The sequence below is a fragment of the Actinokineospora cianjurensis genome (genome assembly GCF_003663795.1).
Classification (GTDB): Bacteria; Actinomycetota; Actinomycetes; order Mycobacteriales; family Pseudonocardiaceae; genus Actinokineospora; species Actinokineospora terrae.
In genome coordinates, this window is sequence record NZ_RCDD01000002.1 from 1,143,636 (window position 1) to 1,159,668 (window position 16,033).

10 protein-coding genes and 1 tRNA gene are annotated in these 16,033 nt (G+C 65.3%); 9 read left to right on the top strand and 2 right to left on the bottom strand.

Features of this window, described 5'->3' with window-relative positions:
- Positions 1 to 46: 46 nt before the first annotated feature.
- On the bottom strand, positions 47 to 1,279 hold the full coding sequence (locus tag CLV68_RS19600) for a branched-chain amino acid ABC transporter substrate-binding protein (protein WP_121392237.1): 1,233 nt from the start codon (positions 1,277 to 1,279) through the stop codon (positions 47 to 49).
- A gap of 265 nt (positions 1,280 to 1,544) precedes the next feature.
- On the opposite strand from CLV68_RS19600, the gene CLV68_RS33435 reads away from it, so the two are divergent.
- Positions 1,545 to 3,416, top strand: coding sequence for a fibronectin type III domain-containing protein (locus CLV68_RS33435; protein ID WP_170224450.1), 1,872 nt, complete (start codon positions 1,545 to 1,547; stop codon positions 3,414 to 3,416).
- A gap of 1 nt (position 3,417) precedes the next feature.
- Here the strand turns inward: CLV68_RS33435 and CLV68_RS19610 are convergent, their stop codons facing one another.
- Positions 3,418 to 4,017 carry an ANTAR domain-containing response regulator gene (locus tag CLV68_RS19610; RefSeq protein ID WP_177215666.1) on the bottom strand — a complete coding sequence of 200 codons (600 nt, stop codon included), beginning with the start codon at positions 4,015 to 4,017 and terminating at the stop codon, positions 3,418 to 3,420.
- Between the two features lie 144 nt (positions 4,018 to 4,161).
- Here CLV68_RS19610 and CLV68_RS19615 point away from each other — a divergent pair.
- From CLV68_RS19615 to CLV68_RS19645, 8 genes are all read left to right on the top strand, one after another.
- Positions 4,162 to 4,235 (top strand) — tRNA-Leu (locus CLV68_RS19615).
- Positions 4,236 to 5,788: 1,553 nt separating this feature from the next.
- Entirely contained in the window at positions 5,789 to 7,693 is a 1,905-nt protein-coding gene (locus CLV68_RS33440) for a YcaO-like family protein (protein ID WP_147460070.1), read from the top strand.
- Positions 7,683 to 9,638 (top strand): TOMM precursor leader peptide-binding protein, encoded by a 1,956-nt coding sequence (locus CLV68_RS19620; protein WP_121392239.1) that lies wholly within the window; start codon positions 7,683 to 7,685, stop codon positions 9,636 to 9,638. Before CLV68_RS33440 ends, CLV68_RS19620 begins: the two co-directional genes overlap by 11 nt.
- Positions 9,639 to 9,645: 7 nt before the next feature.
- Positions 9,646 to 9,981 (top strand): hypothetical protein, encoded by a 336-nt coding sequence (locus tag CLV68_RS19625; protein WP_121392240.1) that lies wholly within the window; start codon positions 9,646 to 9,648, stop codon positions 9,979 to 9,981.
- Positions 9,982 to 10,003: 22 nt separating this feature from the next.
- Positions 10,004 to 11,923 carry a TOMM precursor leader peptide-binding protein gene (locus tag CLV68_RS19630; RefSeq protein ID WP_121392241.1) on the top strand — a complete coding sequence of 640 codons (1,920 nt, stop codon included), beginning with the start codon at positions 10,004 to 10,006 and terminating at the stop codon, positions 11,921 to 11,923.
- A gap of 377 nt (positions 11,924 to 12,300) precedes the next feature.
- On the top strand, positions 12,301 to 13,113 hold the full coding sequence (locus tag CLV68_RS19635; RefSeq protein WP_342772786.1) for a cytochrome P450: 813 nt from the start codon (positions 12,301 to 12,303) through the stop codon (positions 13,111 to 13,113).
- Entirely contained in the window at positions 13,110 to 14,948 is a 1,839-nt protein-coding gene (locus CLV68_RS19640; protein WP_121392243.1) for a TOMM precursor leader peptide-binding protein, read from the top strand. Before CLV68_RS19635 ends, CLV68_RS19640 begins: the two co-directional genes overlap by 4 nt.
- Positions 14,949 to 14,971: 23 nt before the next feature.
- On the top strand, positions 14,972 to 16,021 hold the full coding sequence (locus tag CLV68_RS19645; protein WP_121392244.1) for an ArsR/SmtB family transcription factor: 1,050 nt from the start codon (positions 14,972 to 14,974) through the stop codon (positions 16,019 to 16,021).
- Positions 16,022 to 16,033: the final 12 nt, after the last annotated feature.

The following is a 16,033-nucleotide window of genomic DNA, read 5'->3' on the forward strand; positions in this document are numbered from 1 at the left end:
TGGTGGGCCCGCCCCCGCCACGTGCGGTTGGACAAGAAGTTCCGGCTCAGCCGCCGAAGGTGCCGGTCTCGTCAGCCACCCACTTGCCGCCGGAGACCTTGTAGACGGTCAGCAGCTTGTTGGTGCTGTCGCCGTACTCGTCGAACTTGACCTCGCCGGTCGCGCCCTCCGCGGAGTACGACTGGACGTTCTTGATCACGTCGGTCCGCTTGGCCTCGGACCACTCGCCGCCGCCGGTCAGCGTCTTCGACAGCGCGCCGATGATGGCGTTGGTGGCGTCGTAGGAGAACGCGCCGTACGCGCTGAAGTCGTCCTTGTACGCCTTGGCCTTGTACGCGGACACGAACGCCTTGGCGGTGTCGAGCGTGTCGGTGGGGGCGCCGACCGAGGTGGCCAGGTCACCCTCCTTGCCGCCGAGCTCGATGTACTTGCCGTCGTAGATGCCGTCGCCGCCCATCACGGGGATGTTGAGGCCCGCGTCCTTGAGCTGCTTGGACAGCGGACCGGCCTGCGGGTACTCACCGCCGTAGTAGACCGCGTCCGGCTTCGAGCCGCTGATGGTGCCGATGACACCGCTGAAGTCGGTGTCCTTCTCGCCGACCTTGGCGGTCGCCACGATCTTGGCGCCGTCCTTCTCGGCCTGCTTCTTGAACTCCGCGGCCAGACCCTCGCCGTAGGTCTTGCCGTCGGTGATGATGGCGATGGACTTCTTGCCCGCCTTGCCGACCAGGTACTTGGCCGCGAACGGGCCCTGCAGGTCGTCGGTGGCGCAGACGCGGAAGTAGTTCTCGAACTGGCGCTTGGGCGCGGTGCCGTACTCGGCGCCGCGGGTCAGCGAGGGGTTCGTGTTGGCGGGCGACACCTGGACGATGTTCTTGCCCTTGAGGATCGGCTGCACGCTCTGCGCGACCGACGAGTTCAGCGTGCCGACGACGCCGACGACGTTCGCGTTGGAGGACAGGCGGGTCGCCGCCTGGGCGCCGACCTGGGCGGTCGCCTGGTCGTCCTCGGTCTGCACCTCGAGCTTGTAGCCCGGCGTAGCGCACTTCTCGTTGGCCTGTGCGGCCGCGAGCTGCGCGGAGTTCCGGATGCCGAGACCGAGCGCGGACAGGCCACCTGACTGCGGCGCGATGACGCCGATGACCAGGGTGCCCTTGCTCTGGTCGCAACTCTGGTTGTTACCCCCGCCGGAGCCCGACTCGGTCTTGTTCGTGCCACAGGCTGCGAGCAACAACGCGCCAGCGACCAGCACCGCGGCCTTCACCGTCTGGTTTCGCACGTGATGTCCCTTCTCCGCTTTCGTCCGGACAATGCGTGTAAGCATGCCGAACCTCGCCCTCATACCTGTTGGAGGGTTGCGCCGGAAAGTAGTGACCGAATGCGACGTAGTCACGCACCTGGGCTCCTCGTGACCAGACTGCAACGAAAGTATGGGGCGGTGTCCGCACTCCGGACATCCGGGCATGAACAGCGCGACCATGACCCGGTCTCAACTTCACAACAACGTGTCACACGCTGTCACCGGCGGACCTAGGGTGCGGGGCGTGCGACTGCGAAACCGGGTCCTGGCCTGGGGATCCGCCGGGCTCGCGATCGGTGCTGCCGTGCTGTTGCTGCGGGCGCCGGTCGAACCGCCGAAGCCTGGACCAGCGCCGATGCCGTCGCCGGAACGGGTTAGCCGCTTCGCCGCCGATGACGTGGTGCTACCGGAAGTCGGCGCGCCGCCGGACACTCCGCGTGACCTCCGGGTCCGCGCGGCGCCGGGGCTGCTGGTGGTGTCGTGGGCGGAAGCGGCCAGGGCCACGGGATACGAGGTCCGGTGGAGCGGCGCGGACCAGTCACCCGGCACGCGACTGGTGGCCACCAGGGACACGCAGCTCGACGGGCTCGTCGACGGGCGGGAATACCGGATCGAGGTACGCGCCGTCGACGCGTTCGGCCAGGTTTCGGCGCCCGCACCGGCAAAGGGGAATCCCGGACCGGGTGATACTTCCTGGCGGCGCGGCCTGACCGGCCTCCTCGACGATTTCCCGGACGATTCGAGCCTGCGCGCGGACACGGTCGGGTCACTCTGGCACCTGTCCGGTTACCGCGGGTGCGTCGATCTGGGCGCCCGCGCCGTTGGCGAGGTAGGACTACCGATCGACCTCGGTTGCGGCGCGGATGAGGCGGTCCTGCGCGCGCGTGCGCCCATGGTTCTCGACGAGTCCACACCGGACGGCGACCTCGGCCGGGTCGCGGTGGTGACCGACGCGGCGGGCCCTGGTGGACGGCTGACGCTGGACCTCGTGCCGGGACCGGCGGACCGGGTGGGGTCCGTGGACGGTGTGGGGTCGTTGCCGCCGGGGACGGTGCGGGCCGTTGTGGACGACACGGGCGCGCGGGTGGGTGAGCGGGGCGAGTTCGTCGAGGCTCCTGGGCCGCGCGGGGCTGGGGCGTTGCACTTGTATGAGGTCAGGGTGACTACGACCGGGGTGACGCTGTCGCAGGACGGCAGGGTTATCGCGTCGTCGCCGGTGGTGCCGTCGTGGCGTTCGGCTTGGTTGTTGGTGGGTGTGCGGGGGCCTGAGGGGCGTCGGGCGCGGGTACATGTGGCGTCGGCGGGGTTCACGGGGGTGGCATCGCCGGTTCCGCAGGTAGTGGAGACGCCGGTCAACCTGGCTACCCGGCAGGTGTTGGACCCGTCGGCAACGGCACCCTCGGCAGGCATCTTGCGGCGTCCACTGGCTACAGCACTGTCGGCCCGTCTTGTCGTGACCATGGTGGTGTCACCGGGGATGGACGTGGGTGCTAGCTGGATCCAACTGGGCACGGCAGTACTGCCCGCGCGTCCGGTAGCGCCACCGCCGCCTGAGCCTGGGTCAGTGGTAACCGTGATCGCCGACGTACCGCAGTCTCTATTGGGAGGCAACGGCTCCGACTCGTTGTCACCTCTAGTCGTACGCGCACCCGGAGCCGGCCAGGGCGCGCTAGTACAAGAGAGCTACCTGGAACTGGTCCCCGGCCCCATCGCGTCAGTCAGAACAACAACCCAACCCGCCCGCACCAACCGCCAACGCCCAACCGTCAACGCCCTGCCGACCGCCACGCTCACCCTGGGCGACTCCACGGGCCGCCCCCTGACAACCCCTTCCCTACCAGCACAGGGAAGACTCGTCCTCACAGTGACCCTTAACGGCGCCGCAGCCCAATGGGACACCGGCAGTCTGGAGGGCGTACAGGGCTTCCAGCTATGGGTAGACGGCCGAATGACCGCCAGCCTCCCCACGTCATCCCATACCGGAGCCCCCGCGGGCCGCTACGCGATCCCGGTAGCCCTAACAGGCCGCGCGGTGGGCGAGCACGCGGTAGAGGTAAGAGTCATCGGAACCAACGGCACCCGCGGCTCAACCCTCACCCAATTCACCACCACGTGAGCTACGTGATGTTGTCGACCACGGCCTCGGCGACGGCCTTCATGGTGGTCCGCCGGTCCATGGCGGTGCGCTGGATCCAGCGGAACGCCTCGGGCTCGGACAGGCCCTGCTTGTTCATCAGCAGCCCCTTGGCCCGCTCGATGACCTTCCGCGTCTCCAGCCGCTCGGTCAGCCCCGCGACCTCGTTCTCCAGCGCCTGCACCTCGGCGAACCGGCTCACCGCCAGCTCGATCGCGGGCACCAGGTCGTGCTTGGCGAACGGCTTGACCAGGTACGCCATCGCCCCCGCGTCCCGCGCCCGCTCCACCAACTCGCGCTGCGAGAAAGCGGTCAACATCACCACCGGCGCGATCCGCTCCCCCGCGATCATCGTCGCCGCCTCGATCCCATCCATCCGCGGCATCTTGACGTCGAGGATCACCAGATCGGGCCGGAGCTCCCCGGCCAACCGGACAGCCTCCTCCCCATCCCCCGCCTCCCCGGCGACCTCGTACCCCTCTTCCCGCAACATCTCGACCAGGTCAAGCCGAATCAACGCCTCGTCCTCAGCCACCAACACCCGCCGCGGGGCAGGCCGGGCCTCGGCAGCCAGATCGCTCACCGTGGTCCTCCTCCACTTAACCAGGAAAGACAGAGCCTGAACCATACCGCCAGGTAGCCCCCCACCCCCTCCCCACCACGCGTGATCGCGCTGACACCCACCCCCCACCCCGCCACACCCCATCCCGTAGAGTCACCCCCCGACGCCCCCGTAGCCCAACCGGCAGAGGCAGCGGACTCAAAATCCGTCCAGTGTGCGTTCGAATCGCACCGGGGGCACTCCCATGACCTCACAGAACAGGCCCTGACCAGCGCGAACGCTGACAGGGCCTGCTGCTTGCCTGTCCGACTGCGTCCGGCCGGATTCGGTCCCGTACAGCTGATCTCCCCCTAACCACCGCCACGACGACCCGTGCCCTTTAGGGTCTGGCCAATGCGCTTGCGCGCTTGGTGTTCGAGTCTTGCGATGACCGGTGCGTGGCTAGAGCAGCACTCAGATCGCGTGTCCCGTCCACTCGACGATCTGTGCAGGCTGCACCGCAACGGCCAAACCATAAGGACGCGCACCCGAGCCTCAGGTCGGAGGCATTCGTCCGAGGTGAGCGCGGCGCTTAGGACCGCGTCGGTTACCGGTGTCGGTCCACACAGCGCCACCGATCGGGGCAGCACCCGATAGATGGCATTCGTCCCATCCTCGGACAGCCCCCGCCCAGCATCGCCGCCTCTACTGCCTCAAGTGCGGCGAGGGTATAGATACGACGTAGTCCCGCCGCATCACTGGCCCGCCGCCAGGCCAGCCCCTGACCGCAAGTCGACGCGAACCGATATCGCCACGTAGTTCCGATCCCTCGTCGCGCCAGCGCAAGTTCGCTGAGTGGCCTTGTCGTCGCAGGTCTCCGAGGAACTGCCAATCAATCTGGACCAGGCGAAGTGAATGCAGAGAGCGGGAGCAGATCGAAGATTGTTCCCGCACCACTTTTCACCCGCGCGTGGCACTCACTCCAAGCAGTCCGTACCTGCGGAAGGGCGAGCTGGGTCGTTCGACATCTTCTCCCCGGGACACAACCTCAGGTCCGCCCGACAAACCTGGCCTTGTCCTTGGACCGGGCCATGCGCACACACTATCCGACCCTACCATGGGGCCTCAAGAACTTCGCACTCCGTGCTCTCGTTAGCTGATGTTTAGCGCACCAAGAGCCGCTCTGACTACGTTCGTTCGTACATGGCAAGTACCACATATCGGAGGCAGCGCCTTGCCGCAGCGCTGTGTTGACGCAACTTCGAGCGCGTACGGCTAGCCTTGCAGCGTTTCCACGGGACTACCTGATTGAAGTCGACAGCAGCGGCGCATACTTGAGATCCCTCTTCGGAAAAGGGTAGGATGAACAGGAAATGGACGGCTTGACATCTCAGGGATTGCGCCCGCCATAGCAGCAACCCTGTCCTCATCTGCATCAGCTGCCGCGGCCCATGCCTGCAATAGGTCCGGATCACGCATTTTATCAACCGGCCACAGGCTTACCCTCGTGACCGGCAATTGCTACATATAGTTTCGCGATACCCTTGACACGAATTCATTCGGACGGCATGCTCACATGCGAGATCACTAGCGTTCTGGGGAGATTATGCTGGAATCGATCCGGGTTCGAATTCGCCCAATAATTTGCCAATAGGGCACTTAACCGGGCGATCACACTGGATGGTCGCCAACTTGGCACCTCCGACACGGGACAACATGATCTGGATCCCGGACAACCACAGATCAACGAAGCAGAACTATGACACCGATCTCTACAGCCATCAGCTTATAGACACGGCCCATTGGGGATGATGTGGTACTGGTTCTGCGACCGGACGCCTACGTCGCCGAGACACCAAACGGAGCCTTCGTGCTCACAAACAGCGGCTCGTACACTTTTACCGGACATACGATATTCGCGCTCCTAACGACAATCAAACCATACATCAACGGCGAATATACACTTGATCAACTCGCCGCCCGAATCAATAAGAGAGCGCGAGAAGTAGCGGTTAAACTGCTGACCGGAATGCTTGACCTCGACATCGTGCGGGATATCGAGCGTCTCAAGATTCAAAGCAGTCAACCGGAGGTCCGGTTCATCGAGTACTTTCAAGATGACGCCGCCCGAACGTACTCAGAGTACTGCAGCATGTCTGCCCTCATTATTGGGCGCTCGCCACTCGCTCAGGCAGTGGAAGCGGCCTGTCGATTATCAGGACTGCGCACCAGGAGTGTCGACCAAACTGAAGATCGCGAGGCCGCCCCTATGGACAGCGCCGCGATGGACGACGTGATCTTCGTCGTTGGCGGCGAACCGGACTACCACTCCAAGGTCGAGGAGGAACTCAGCTGCGACCACGACGGGGTGTTGGTCCACGCGACGACAATCGGAGAAGCCTGGTTCTGCTGCATAGGCAAGGCAGACGAAGCCGTGTGGGCATCCGTCACGCAGAGACTTGCCGCCAGACGGGCACCCGCGCAGGCCCCGCGGGCATCTCCCGAGGGCAGACCAGACGACCACGCGGTACGAGTGTTGGCTGCCCAGCTCGTGCACAACGCTTTCCGACTGATTACCACGCCATCAGCAGCACGTGGTGGCGTCAACCGCGTTGATCAGGCGACGCTGGCAAGCGAACCGATATCTTACTTGCGGCACCCTTACACGCTGCCCGCTCAGCCACGCACCGCCACGCAGTTCGCTCATCGAATCGCCACCCTCGCCGCTAGTCCCGAACTAGACGAAGAGGCGTTCTCCCGACACGCAGTTTCGTGTACTGGAGAGTGGACCGGAGTCTTCGGACTACCGACTGAACGCGAGTTCGCCCAAACGCCACTATGCGTCTGCCAGATCGAAGTTTCAGCCACGACAGGCGGCAGCACTTCCCACGTCACCGGCGCGGGCCTCGACTTCGCGGCCGCCCGGTACCAAGCCTCTTTGCGTGCGTTCGCGAGCTACGGATCAACCATATTCGACCCTCGACAGATGCTTGATATCAACGAGCAACCGCTCGTACAGCGCGCAGAGGGCCTTGATCTCATTACCGAGGACCTACAAAGCGGTCGCCTCGCCGGATTTGTCTGGGCCTACAACTTAGCTACCTCCAGACCGATGCTGCTCGATGCAGTGCGCGCGTTTCCCAACACGGATGAGGGTTCACACTTGGGCAGCGCGGCAGCCGCCTACAGCTGGAAAGCCGCTATCTCCGCTGCGCTCATCTCGCAATGCCATAGGATGACGCTGCTCGAACAAACTGGGTCTGCACCGGAACTCGATATTACGAACATCCCACCCAATTCGCAACTTGAACACTACCGGGTAATTCTCTCGAAAATCGGCCCGGTGGTTGTTCGCGACATTACCGGCTCTCTAGAGGTACCAACAGTCATATGTCTTCTCAAGGGTGTTCACCTTGGCAGCGGAAGTGGTCTCTCTTACCTGGACGCGGTGACCGCTGCGATGGAAGAGGCGCTATTGAGCTACCAAGCATCAGCGAACCAGCAACCTGAGTACGCTCCGCCGACCGCGCCGACCGCACCGCAGGCAAGCAGATCTCGGCTACCTTTTCCGGTCGACCGACCAAGGACCGTGGACTCCGTCATCCAGACCTTGCACCGAAGCGGCCATACACCATTGGTGGTGCCACTCGACCATGATCCAGAGGTAGCCGCGATCATGCCTTACCTGGTTCGGGTGGTGCTGAGTGATGGCCGCTGAACACGCAACGCCGATAGCGATTCTCGGTAACGGACTGCTGGCCAACGCCCTGATCAAGCGACCAGGCGTCCATCAGGCCACTTCAGTCGCCGAGGTGGATGCCGGATGCCGGATGATCGTTGTCGCCACCGACGGCTGGGATGACAGCGCCTACCACTCGGTTCGAGCGGTCGCTGCCCGATTCGGCCGGCCGTGGCTACCCGTCCGAACCGAACTGGGCAGGATCGTCATCGGCCCAGTCGAGCAACCCGGCGTACCAGGCTGCGGCATCTGCGTCGAGCGTCGCCGTGCGCAGATCAGCGCGACCAACGACGGCGTCGAGGCCGTCCACCGCGCACACGGTACTGTGCTGGCGACCCGGTCCTCTTCCTGGCTGACCACGCTGGCCGCGGACGTCGCCACGTCACTCGTCCTACGGGAAGCCGACCGCCTGACCAGCAAGCAGGACGAGCCGAGAGCCGCGTGCGGGTATCTAGACATCGACTTGGCGAGCTTGGTTGTTCGAAGGCACGAGTTCCTTCCTGACCCTCTTTGCCCAAACTGCGGATACCTACCCGACGACAGCCCCGTGCTCGCACACATCCGCCGGACCAGGCAACCCAAGCCCGCCCCCGACCACTACCGGATTCGCTCGGTGGCTGATGAGCTGCCCGCCCTGATGGGACTCTACGTCGACTCCGAGTGCGGACTCATCAGGTCGGTGTCGAAGGACCAAGACGGCGGCGTGGTGATCGCCGCAGCCCCGGTCGGGCTTCGGATCGAGGCACGCGAGTTCGGGTTCGGGCGCAGCCGAAACTATCGCGACAGCCAGGTGACGGCCATCCTCGAGGCGCTGGAACGCTATGGCGGCGTTCGGCCCGGCGGCAAACGGACCTCGGTACGCGCGAGCTATGCCGAGGTACGCGACAACGCCGTCAACCCGAGGACTCTCGGACTCTACCCCGCTGATCGTTACCTGGCGCCAGGCTTCCGGTTCCAGCCGTTCAGCGAGACGCAGCCCTATCGCTGGGTGTGGGGGTATTCGTTCGCGCGCCAGGATTCGATCCTCGTGCCAGAGACCTATGCCTACTACGGCGTCTCTCGGCTGCCAGAAGCCGATATCCCATTCGTCTTCGAGACGTCCAACGGATGTGCGCTGGGGAGCTGTGCGGCAGAGGCGATTCTGCACGGGGTGCTCGAGATCGCCGAGCGCGATGCCTTCTTGATGGCATGGTATGCGCGACTACCTGTTCCACGAATCGATCTCGACTCGGCCGTTGACAAGGCCATCCCGCTGACCGCCAATGCCCTGCGGGCGGAGACCGGCTACGAGGTGATGGCCTTCGACACGACGACGGAGCAGGGCATCCCCTGTGTGTGGGTGATGGCCGTCGACCCGGTGGGCGACGGTGAACGCCCGAAGGCGGTCTGCGCCGCTGGAGCCCACCTCGACCCCGAGCACGCGATCGAGAACGCGCTGAACGAGCTTGGCCCTATCGTGGCCGACCTCATCCGCCGTCACCGGTTCGACCGTGAGCGCGCAAGGAGCTTGGCGACGGACCCGGGACTCGTGGTGGAGATGGCAGACCACTCGCTGCTCTACGCCAATCCGGAGGTGTTCTCCCGCTTGGACTTCCTAGCGAGCTCGGGACCCTCCATACCTATCTCGGCGATGGCTCAGCCCACCGCGTTCCGCAACGACGACCTCGAGGACGACTTGGACGAGCTCGTGCGGCGCTACCTGAACACCGGTCTGGACGTGATCGTGGTGGACCAGACGACTCCCGAGCACCGCGCGGGTGACTTCTCCTGCGTAAAGGTCATCATCCCCGGCACACTGCCGATGACCTTCGGGCACGACCTCCGCAGGGTGGATGGTTTGCCCAGGTTGTATGACATCCCCAGCCGACTCGGCAGACGACTACGGCGGCAGGACGTGAACCCCCATCCCCACCCTTTCCCATGAGGATCACATGTACCTCCAGATCGTTGCTTGGGACCTGTCTCGTTCGCAAGCCACCGTAGAAGGCCTCAGGGGCTACCTCAAGGACTATGCCGTCGACGCGTATTCGACGCTGGACGGGATGGCGATGAAAGTTTGGTTCGGCAACCCGGAGAAGCAAGTGTGGGGCGCTGTCTACCTCTGGGACTCATTGGAACACGCACATGGCATCACAACCGTCACCCGAGTCGTGGACCTGATCGGCTACCCACCGACCTCGGTGAGCGTGTTCCCGGTCGAAGCGATCTCACGTGGCCGAAGTCGGCACGACGTGATCGTGGGTCTTGGCCTGGCATTGGAAAACTAGAAGCAGCGGGGGGACGCAGTCGATGAGACCAGGTGCGGACAATGCCATCGCGGGCGAAGCACGGCCCAGACTTCGTCATGACGTCGTGCTCGCGGACACGGGCGACGGGGTGCTGATCCGGACACCCGACGGGCACCTCGTGGTCAAGGGCCCCGCCGCCTACCCGTTCGCCGCAAGGCTCGCCCCCCATCTCACCGGTGCATGGACGGTCGCCGAACTGTGCTCGTCACTGCCTGACGACAAGAGCAGGTTGGTGGCGGCGTTCGTGGAGACCTTGCTCGAACACGGTTTCGCCCGGGACACACGGTCGCCCCGATCAGGGCCGCGCAACACCTCGTACGCGACGCAGATCGACCTCATCGAACACTACCGGGATGACGCGGAAGAGGCGTTCCTCGCGTTCCAGAACGCAACCATCCAGGTCGCCGGAGCCGGGGCGGTAGATCGGGCCACAGCGAACAGCCTGATGCGCAACGGTGCTCGCAACGTCACCGTCATCACGACACCGGTTGAACCATTGCCAGCTGACGCCGTGTGCGGATCGGCCATCCCCTTGGAGACCGCGCCCGCACCGCTGGTACTGCCCGTACTCACCCACGCGGGCAAGGCGTTGCTCGGTCCGGCGACTCGACCAGGCGGTGAGTCCTGCTGGAACTGCCTGCTGCTGACACTGGAGGTGAGCGAAAGCGACACCCCGTTGCGACAGCCGCAGGCAGATTACGTCGGCAACGCACTGGGGACCGAGCTGTTCCGAAAGCTCACAGGGATCCCCACACCGACGGACGGCGGCGTGGTGGTGATCGATTTGGACACGTTGGAATGCACGCACGAGCGAGTGTTGCGCCACCCATCGTGTGCGTTCTGCACCAGAGCCGAACCGGTGCCCGTCGTACCGGCGCGAGCCGTGCAAGAGCCCGCCGCACAGTTTCGCGCACCAAGCCGTTTAATGCTCCGTGCCCTCGTTGGCGAACTCGACCGGTCGACCTCACCCACAACGGGACTGTTGACGGGGTTCCACGACACCTCGGTAACCCAGTCACCGCTCAAGGTAGGGCAAGTCAGGACCAGGTGCGGACGGACCATCACCGCGTTCGACCCGCATCATCTACCGGTTGCCCGACAGCGAGCCGTCCACGCCGCACTACTGGTCCACGCGAGCAGGTTCACCAGCGGCGGAGTCGCAGAACCGGCAGCACCAGTGCCCCCGAACGAGCTTCTCCTCTGGTCCGGTCAGACCTCCACTCGCTTCTCCCTTTGGTTGCCCATGACCTCCTTGCTATCCCGGACATCGCACTTCGTTCCCGCCGCGGCCGTCCATCCGGTGACTGTCCACAACAACAGTGGCTCCTTCGTCCGCACCGGTGCAGGTGACGGAATCGGTCCCACCACGGCCGAGGCCACCCTACGCGGACTGTTGACCGCGTTCGCTCATCACAGTCTCGGCGGCACCCATGAGGAGATCCACCTCCGGCAGGCCGATCTCGATCCGGAGATCGATTTCCTGCTGCGGACACTGGCTGTTCTCGGTGTCACAGCGACCTTGACCGACCTGGCTCCAGGAATGGCACACCGAGTAGTGCGGGCTCGGAGCAGTGATTCAGGCTTGACGAGTATCGGCGCGGCACTGTCCACCAGAGCCGCAACCGTGTCGGCGCTACGAGATCTCCTCGGCCGCATCCAGTTGGCGCGGGAAGGTGTGCCGTTCGACGCGGGCAATCCCCTCCTATCCCATCCCACCTGCTCCATCTACGCCGCCTGCGCACTGTCGGCAGATGATGACCCGGCAGGACTGTACGAGAACCTGATCGCTCGCGGACTGGACGCCTTGGCGGTGGTCACCACGCCATCCGATGTAGCCCAGTTGGGATTGGTCACGGTGCGAGTCCTGCTGCGCCGATTAGACAGAGTACATCGACCTAGGCCCGTGCGGAGGAAGACATGACGCTGCCGCACCTGCCGATGGACCGGGAGAATCCGTTCGACCCGCCCGCCGGGCTCGCATCGGCACGCGATGAGGGACCGGTCGTCCCGATGAGGTTCCCCGACGGCCATCGAGGATGGCTGGTCACTGGACACGCGGCGGCCCGAGAGATCCTAGCGAGTCCACTGTTCAGCAATCGGCCGGAGCTGACCAGGTCGATAGTCTCCGTCCCCGGCGGTACCGGCGTGGGGACCACAGCCCCTCCGGGCATGTTCTCCCGAATGGACCCGCCTGATCACACCCGGATACGCAAGCTGCTGACCCGGTGGTTCACAGTGCGCAGGACGCGGGAGCTGGCTTCGCGAATCGAGCGAATCACTGACGACCATCTGGACCGGATGGCAGCGCACGGCCCGCCTACCGACTTGGTCCACGCGTTCGCCCTGCCGATCCCGTCCATACTCATCTGCGAGCTCCTCGGCGTTCCCTATGCCCAGCGCGAACGGTTCCAGCGCGACACCGCGGTGCTGTTCGACCTCGACTCCCAGCCTGATCGAGTGAATGCCGCGTGGTCGTCGCTGGGAGGGCTGCTCAGTGCGCTGGCCAGGGAGAAGCGGCTGCGGCCGACCGACGACGTGATCAGCGAGCTGGTCGGCGGAGGAGACCTGACCGAGCAGGAGGTGGTCATGGTGGCGATAGTGCTCCTCGCGGCAGGACACGAGACGTCGGCCACCATGATCGCCCACGGGATCTTCGCCCTACTGCGGCACCCCGAACAACTCGCGCGGATCCGTGCCGACCCCCCACTGGTGGACAAGGCAGTCGAGGAGCTGCTGCGGTACCTCAGCATCTTCCACATCGGTCCGGCCCGCAGTGCACTCGCCGATGTCTTGGTCGCCGGACAACTGGTCAAGCGGGGGGACACCGTTGCCATCTCGCTGCCTGCGGCCAACCGCGATCCGTCGGAGTTCACCAACCCGGACGAACTCGACGTCGGGCGCGACCACAACCGGCACCTCGCGTTCGGTCACGGCATCCACCAGTGCCTCGGGCAACAGCTGGCGCGAGTCGAGCTGCGGGTGGGACTGGGTCGCCTGCTGCGCCGATTTCCCGACCTGCGACTCGCGGTTCCGGCCGAGGACGTGCCGGTGCGAGGCAACATCGCCGTGTACGGGGTGCAGAGCCTGCCGGTGACCTGGGGGCAAAGATGATCCAGGATGCCGCAGCCATCACCGACTACTTCCGAGATCGACTGGTCAGATCAGAGGTGATCGCTCCGGCCATCGGTGTTCTCGGTTCACCGCGCCCCAGCGCGCTCGACGAGGTGGTGCCGATCCACCTGGATGAGGGGCTCGTGGTCCTCGGGCCTATCCGCGCGCCAGGAGGTACTGGCCCCTGCGCCGAGTGTCTGCGCCTGCGCTGGGAGCAGCGAGCTGGGGCAGACCAGCCACGAGAGTCGGTCCGGATCGCGAGGTCACCCCACCTCACGCCCTTCATGATGGAGGCGGTCCTGCAGCTCTGGTTGTGCTTGCGGGCCCGTCGTCCCAAGCCCGGGACCGGGACCGGGACCGCGCCGCTTTACCGCGTCGACCTGCCGTCCGGGCGAGTCGAGCGAATGGCCTTGCTTGCGGACCCGTCCTGTTCGGTTTGCGGACCCCCCGCACACGATCCACCGATCGACTTCCGGCTGGTAACCCGCGAGAAGCACGCCGTGGACACCTTCCGGGCCAGCGCACTCGCCGACGTCGACTTACCGGTTTCGGCGCTGGTCAACTCGGTGTGCGGGCTCATCGGGGCGAAGGTAGAGCTAGGTCTCCCCTCGCCGACCACGGCTCCAGCCTTCGGTTCGTTCACTACGCAGGCCCGCGGCGGCGTACACGACATACTGTGGATGGGCCAGACCAACCGGTTCGACGACAGTCGGACAGCGGCCCTGCTCGAAGGGCTGGAACGCTATGCCGGTGTGCGCCACCGAGCGAGCAGCTCGGAGATCATCGAGCGGTTGGTCGATGTCGGCGAGCCCGCGGTCGACCCGCGCGACTGCGGGCTCTACGCCGACGGGTTCTACCACGATTCCGGTGCCTACAAGCCCTTCGACCCGGAGCGGCCGATCTCGTGGGTCGACGGCCATTCGGTGCGCGACGGTCGAACCGTGCTGGTTCCTCGGCAGATCGCGTACTTCGGCGAGGCCGCCACCGGACAGGTGTTCGCCGACGGATCGTCGAACGGTTGTGCCATCGGTGCGAATCTGGAGGAGGCAGCCCTGCACGGGCTGCTCGAGCTGGTCGAGCGGGACTCAGCACTGCTGGCCTGGTACGGCGGCGGTCCATTGCCCGAGATCGACCCGGCCAGCTGCGACGACCTACAGATCCGGTTGACCGTCGAACAGGTGCGGCTGGCCGGATTCGACGTCCGGCTGTTCGACGCCAGGAGCGACCTGGCCATCCCCGTGGTCATCGCGGTCGCGATTCGCCTCGATGGAGGGCCCGGTGCGCGGACCTTCGCCTCCGGCGCGGACCTCGACCCCGTGGGCGCCATCCGGTCCGCTCTGTTCGAAGTCGCCTCCTACGCCCCGGACCTGGCAGGCCGGGTGCTCGCTCGACTGCCAGCAGTCGAGCGGATGGCAGCGGACTTCGGAAACGTGGTGGACCTGATGGACCACTCACTGGTGCACGGGCTACCCGCGATGGCCACGCATTCGGACTTCCTGCTGGCACCCAACCGAAAGCTGCCGGTGCGCGAGCTCTACGCGGATGTCGACCCGCGCGGTCTAGACCTGCTCGACGACCTGGACTACTGCATCGGCCAGGTAGCGCGAGCCGGACACGACGTCGTGGTCGTGGACCAGACCCGGCCGGAACACCGAGCGATCGGCCTGCGCGCGGTACGCGTGGTCGCCCCGGGGCTACTCCCGATCGACTTCGGATGGCGCAAGCAACGCGCGTTGAACATGCCCCGCCTACGCAACGCGCTCCAGCGGACCAACCTCGCGAGGGACGCCCCAGCTGACGGCGAACCGCATCGCGTTCCCCACCCGTACGGCTGAGATCGAACCCGAGGAACCCTCCCATGTTGCGATTGCTCTTGACCTTCGACGATGCGCTCCGCATACGGATGGCACCGAGCGCGGACCCGCTTTGGGAGACCCGGCTGAGCCTGCAAGCCTTGCGCAGGCCCGTCTGCGGAATCCACATCGACGCTTGGCGTCGGGGTATCAACACAACACTCTCGCGGGATCAGTTGGTGCGATCAGCCTTGCGGTTTCTCACCCCGCTTGTCCCGGTCGAGGGCTACGTCCCGGACTTCTTGACGCCAACCGCAGGCAATCGTGGCGTACGAGCAGGAATTGATGCCGTTCTGGAGACACCACCCAGTCGAGTCAAGTCCGAGCTTGCGATGCTGGTGAGGTCTGGACCGGTACCCCGGCACGTCCACGAACTGGCCAGTGGTGATCTCGGCACGATGAAGAGGCTCGGTTGGGCGCTGGGCACTTACCACGACGCGGTGATCGCCCCACACTGGGGCCGAGTCCAGGCGCTGGTCGACGCGGACCGCGCACAGCGAGCCCGAACGGTCGCGGACCAGGGCGCCGAGCAGGTGCTGGCAGGTCTCGACGGTGTGCGGTGGCACCCTCCCCGCCTGGAGGTGGACAGCCCCGTCGACCGGGTGCTGGACCTGGGCGGAAGCGGGCTCCAACTGGTGCCATCCCTGTTCTGCCAGGGAAAACCTGTGATGCCGGTCGACGAAGGTCTACCCCGGGTACTGGTGTACCCGATCGACCTCGGAACCGGCTGGTCATGGCACGAGGACAAGCTCGACGCCGACCAGCGAGACGTGCGGGCGCTGCTGGGGTCGACCAGGGCCACGATTCTGGAACACCTGGTCGCCCGTGACCGCTTCACGGGTGAGCTGGCCAGAATCGTGGCGATGACCCCGGCGACTGTCAGCAAGCACACCGCTGTCCTCCGGCACGCCGGACTCATCATCAGCACCCAAAGCGGACGCCATGTCACCCACCGCCTGACTCGACTCGGCGCGGCACTGCTCAACAGATCCTCACGAATATCGTCGCCAGAGGGAAAACGACGGTCTGTGCCATCTGGAGACGTGCAAAAATGATCTCGGCGGTTT

Excerpts from the sequence above, each read along its gene's own strand:
- CLV68_RS19625 (WP_121392240.1), top strand. The coding sequence starts at position 9,646 with ATGTACCTCCAGATCGTTGCTTGGGACCTGTCTCGTTCGCAAGCCACC.
- CLV68_RS19620 (WP_121392239.1), top strand. The coding sequence starts at position 7,683 with ATGGCCGCTGAACACGCAACGCCGATAGCGATTCTCGGTAACGGACTG.
- CLV68_RS19635 (WP_342772786.1), top strand. The coding sequence starts at position 12,301 with ATGGCAGCGCACGGCCCGCCTACCGACTTGGTCCACGCGTTCGCCCTG.
- CLV68_RS19640 (WP_121392243.1), top strand. The coding sequence starts at position 13,110 with ATGATCCAGGATGCCGCAGCCATCACCGACTACTTCCGAGATCGACTG.
- CLV68_RS19630 (WP_121392241.1), top strand. The coding sequence starts at position 10,004 with ATGAGACCAGGTGCGGACAATGCCATCGCGGGCGAAGCACGGCCCAGA.
- CLV68_RS19645 (WP_121392244.1), top strand. The coding sequence starts at position 14,972 with ATGTTGCGATTGCTCTTGACCTTCGACGATGCGCTCCGCATACGGATG.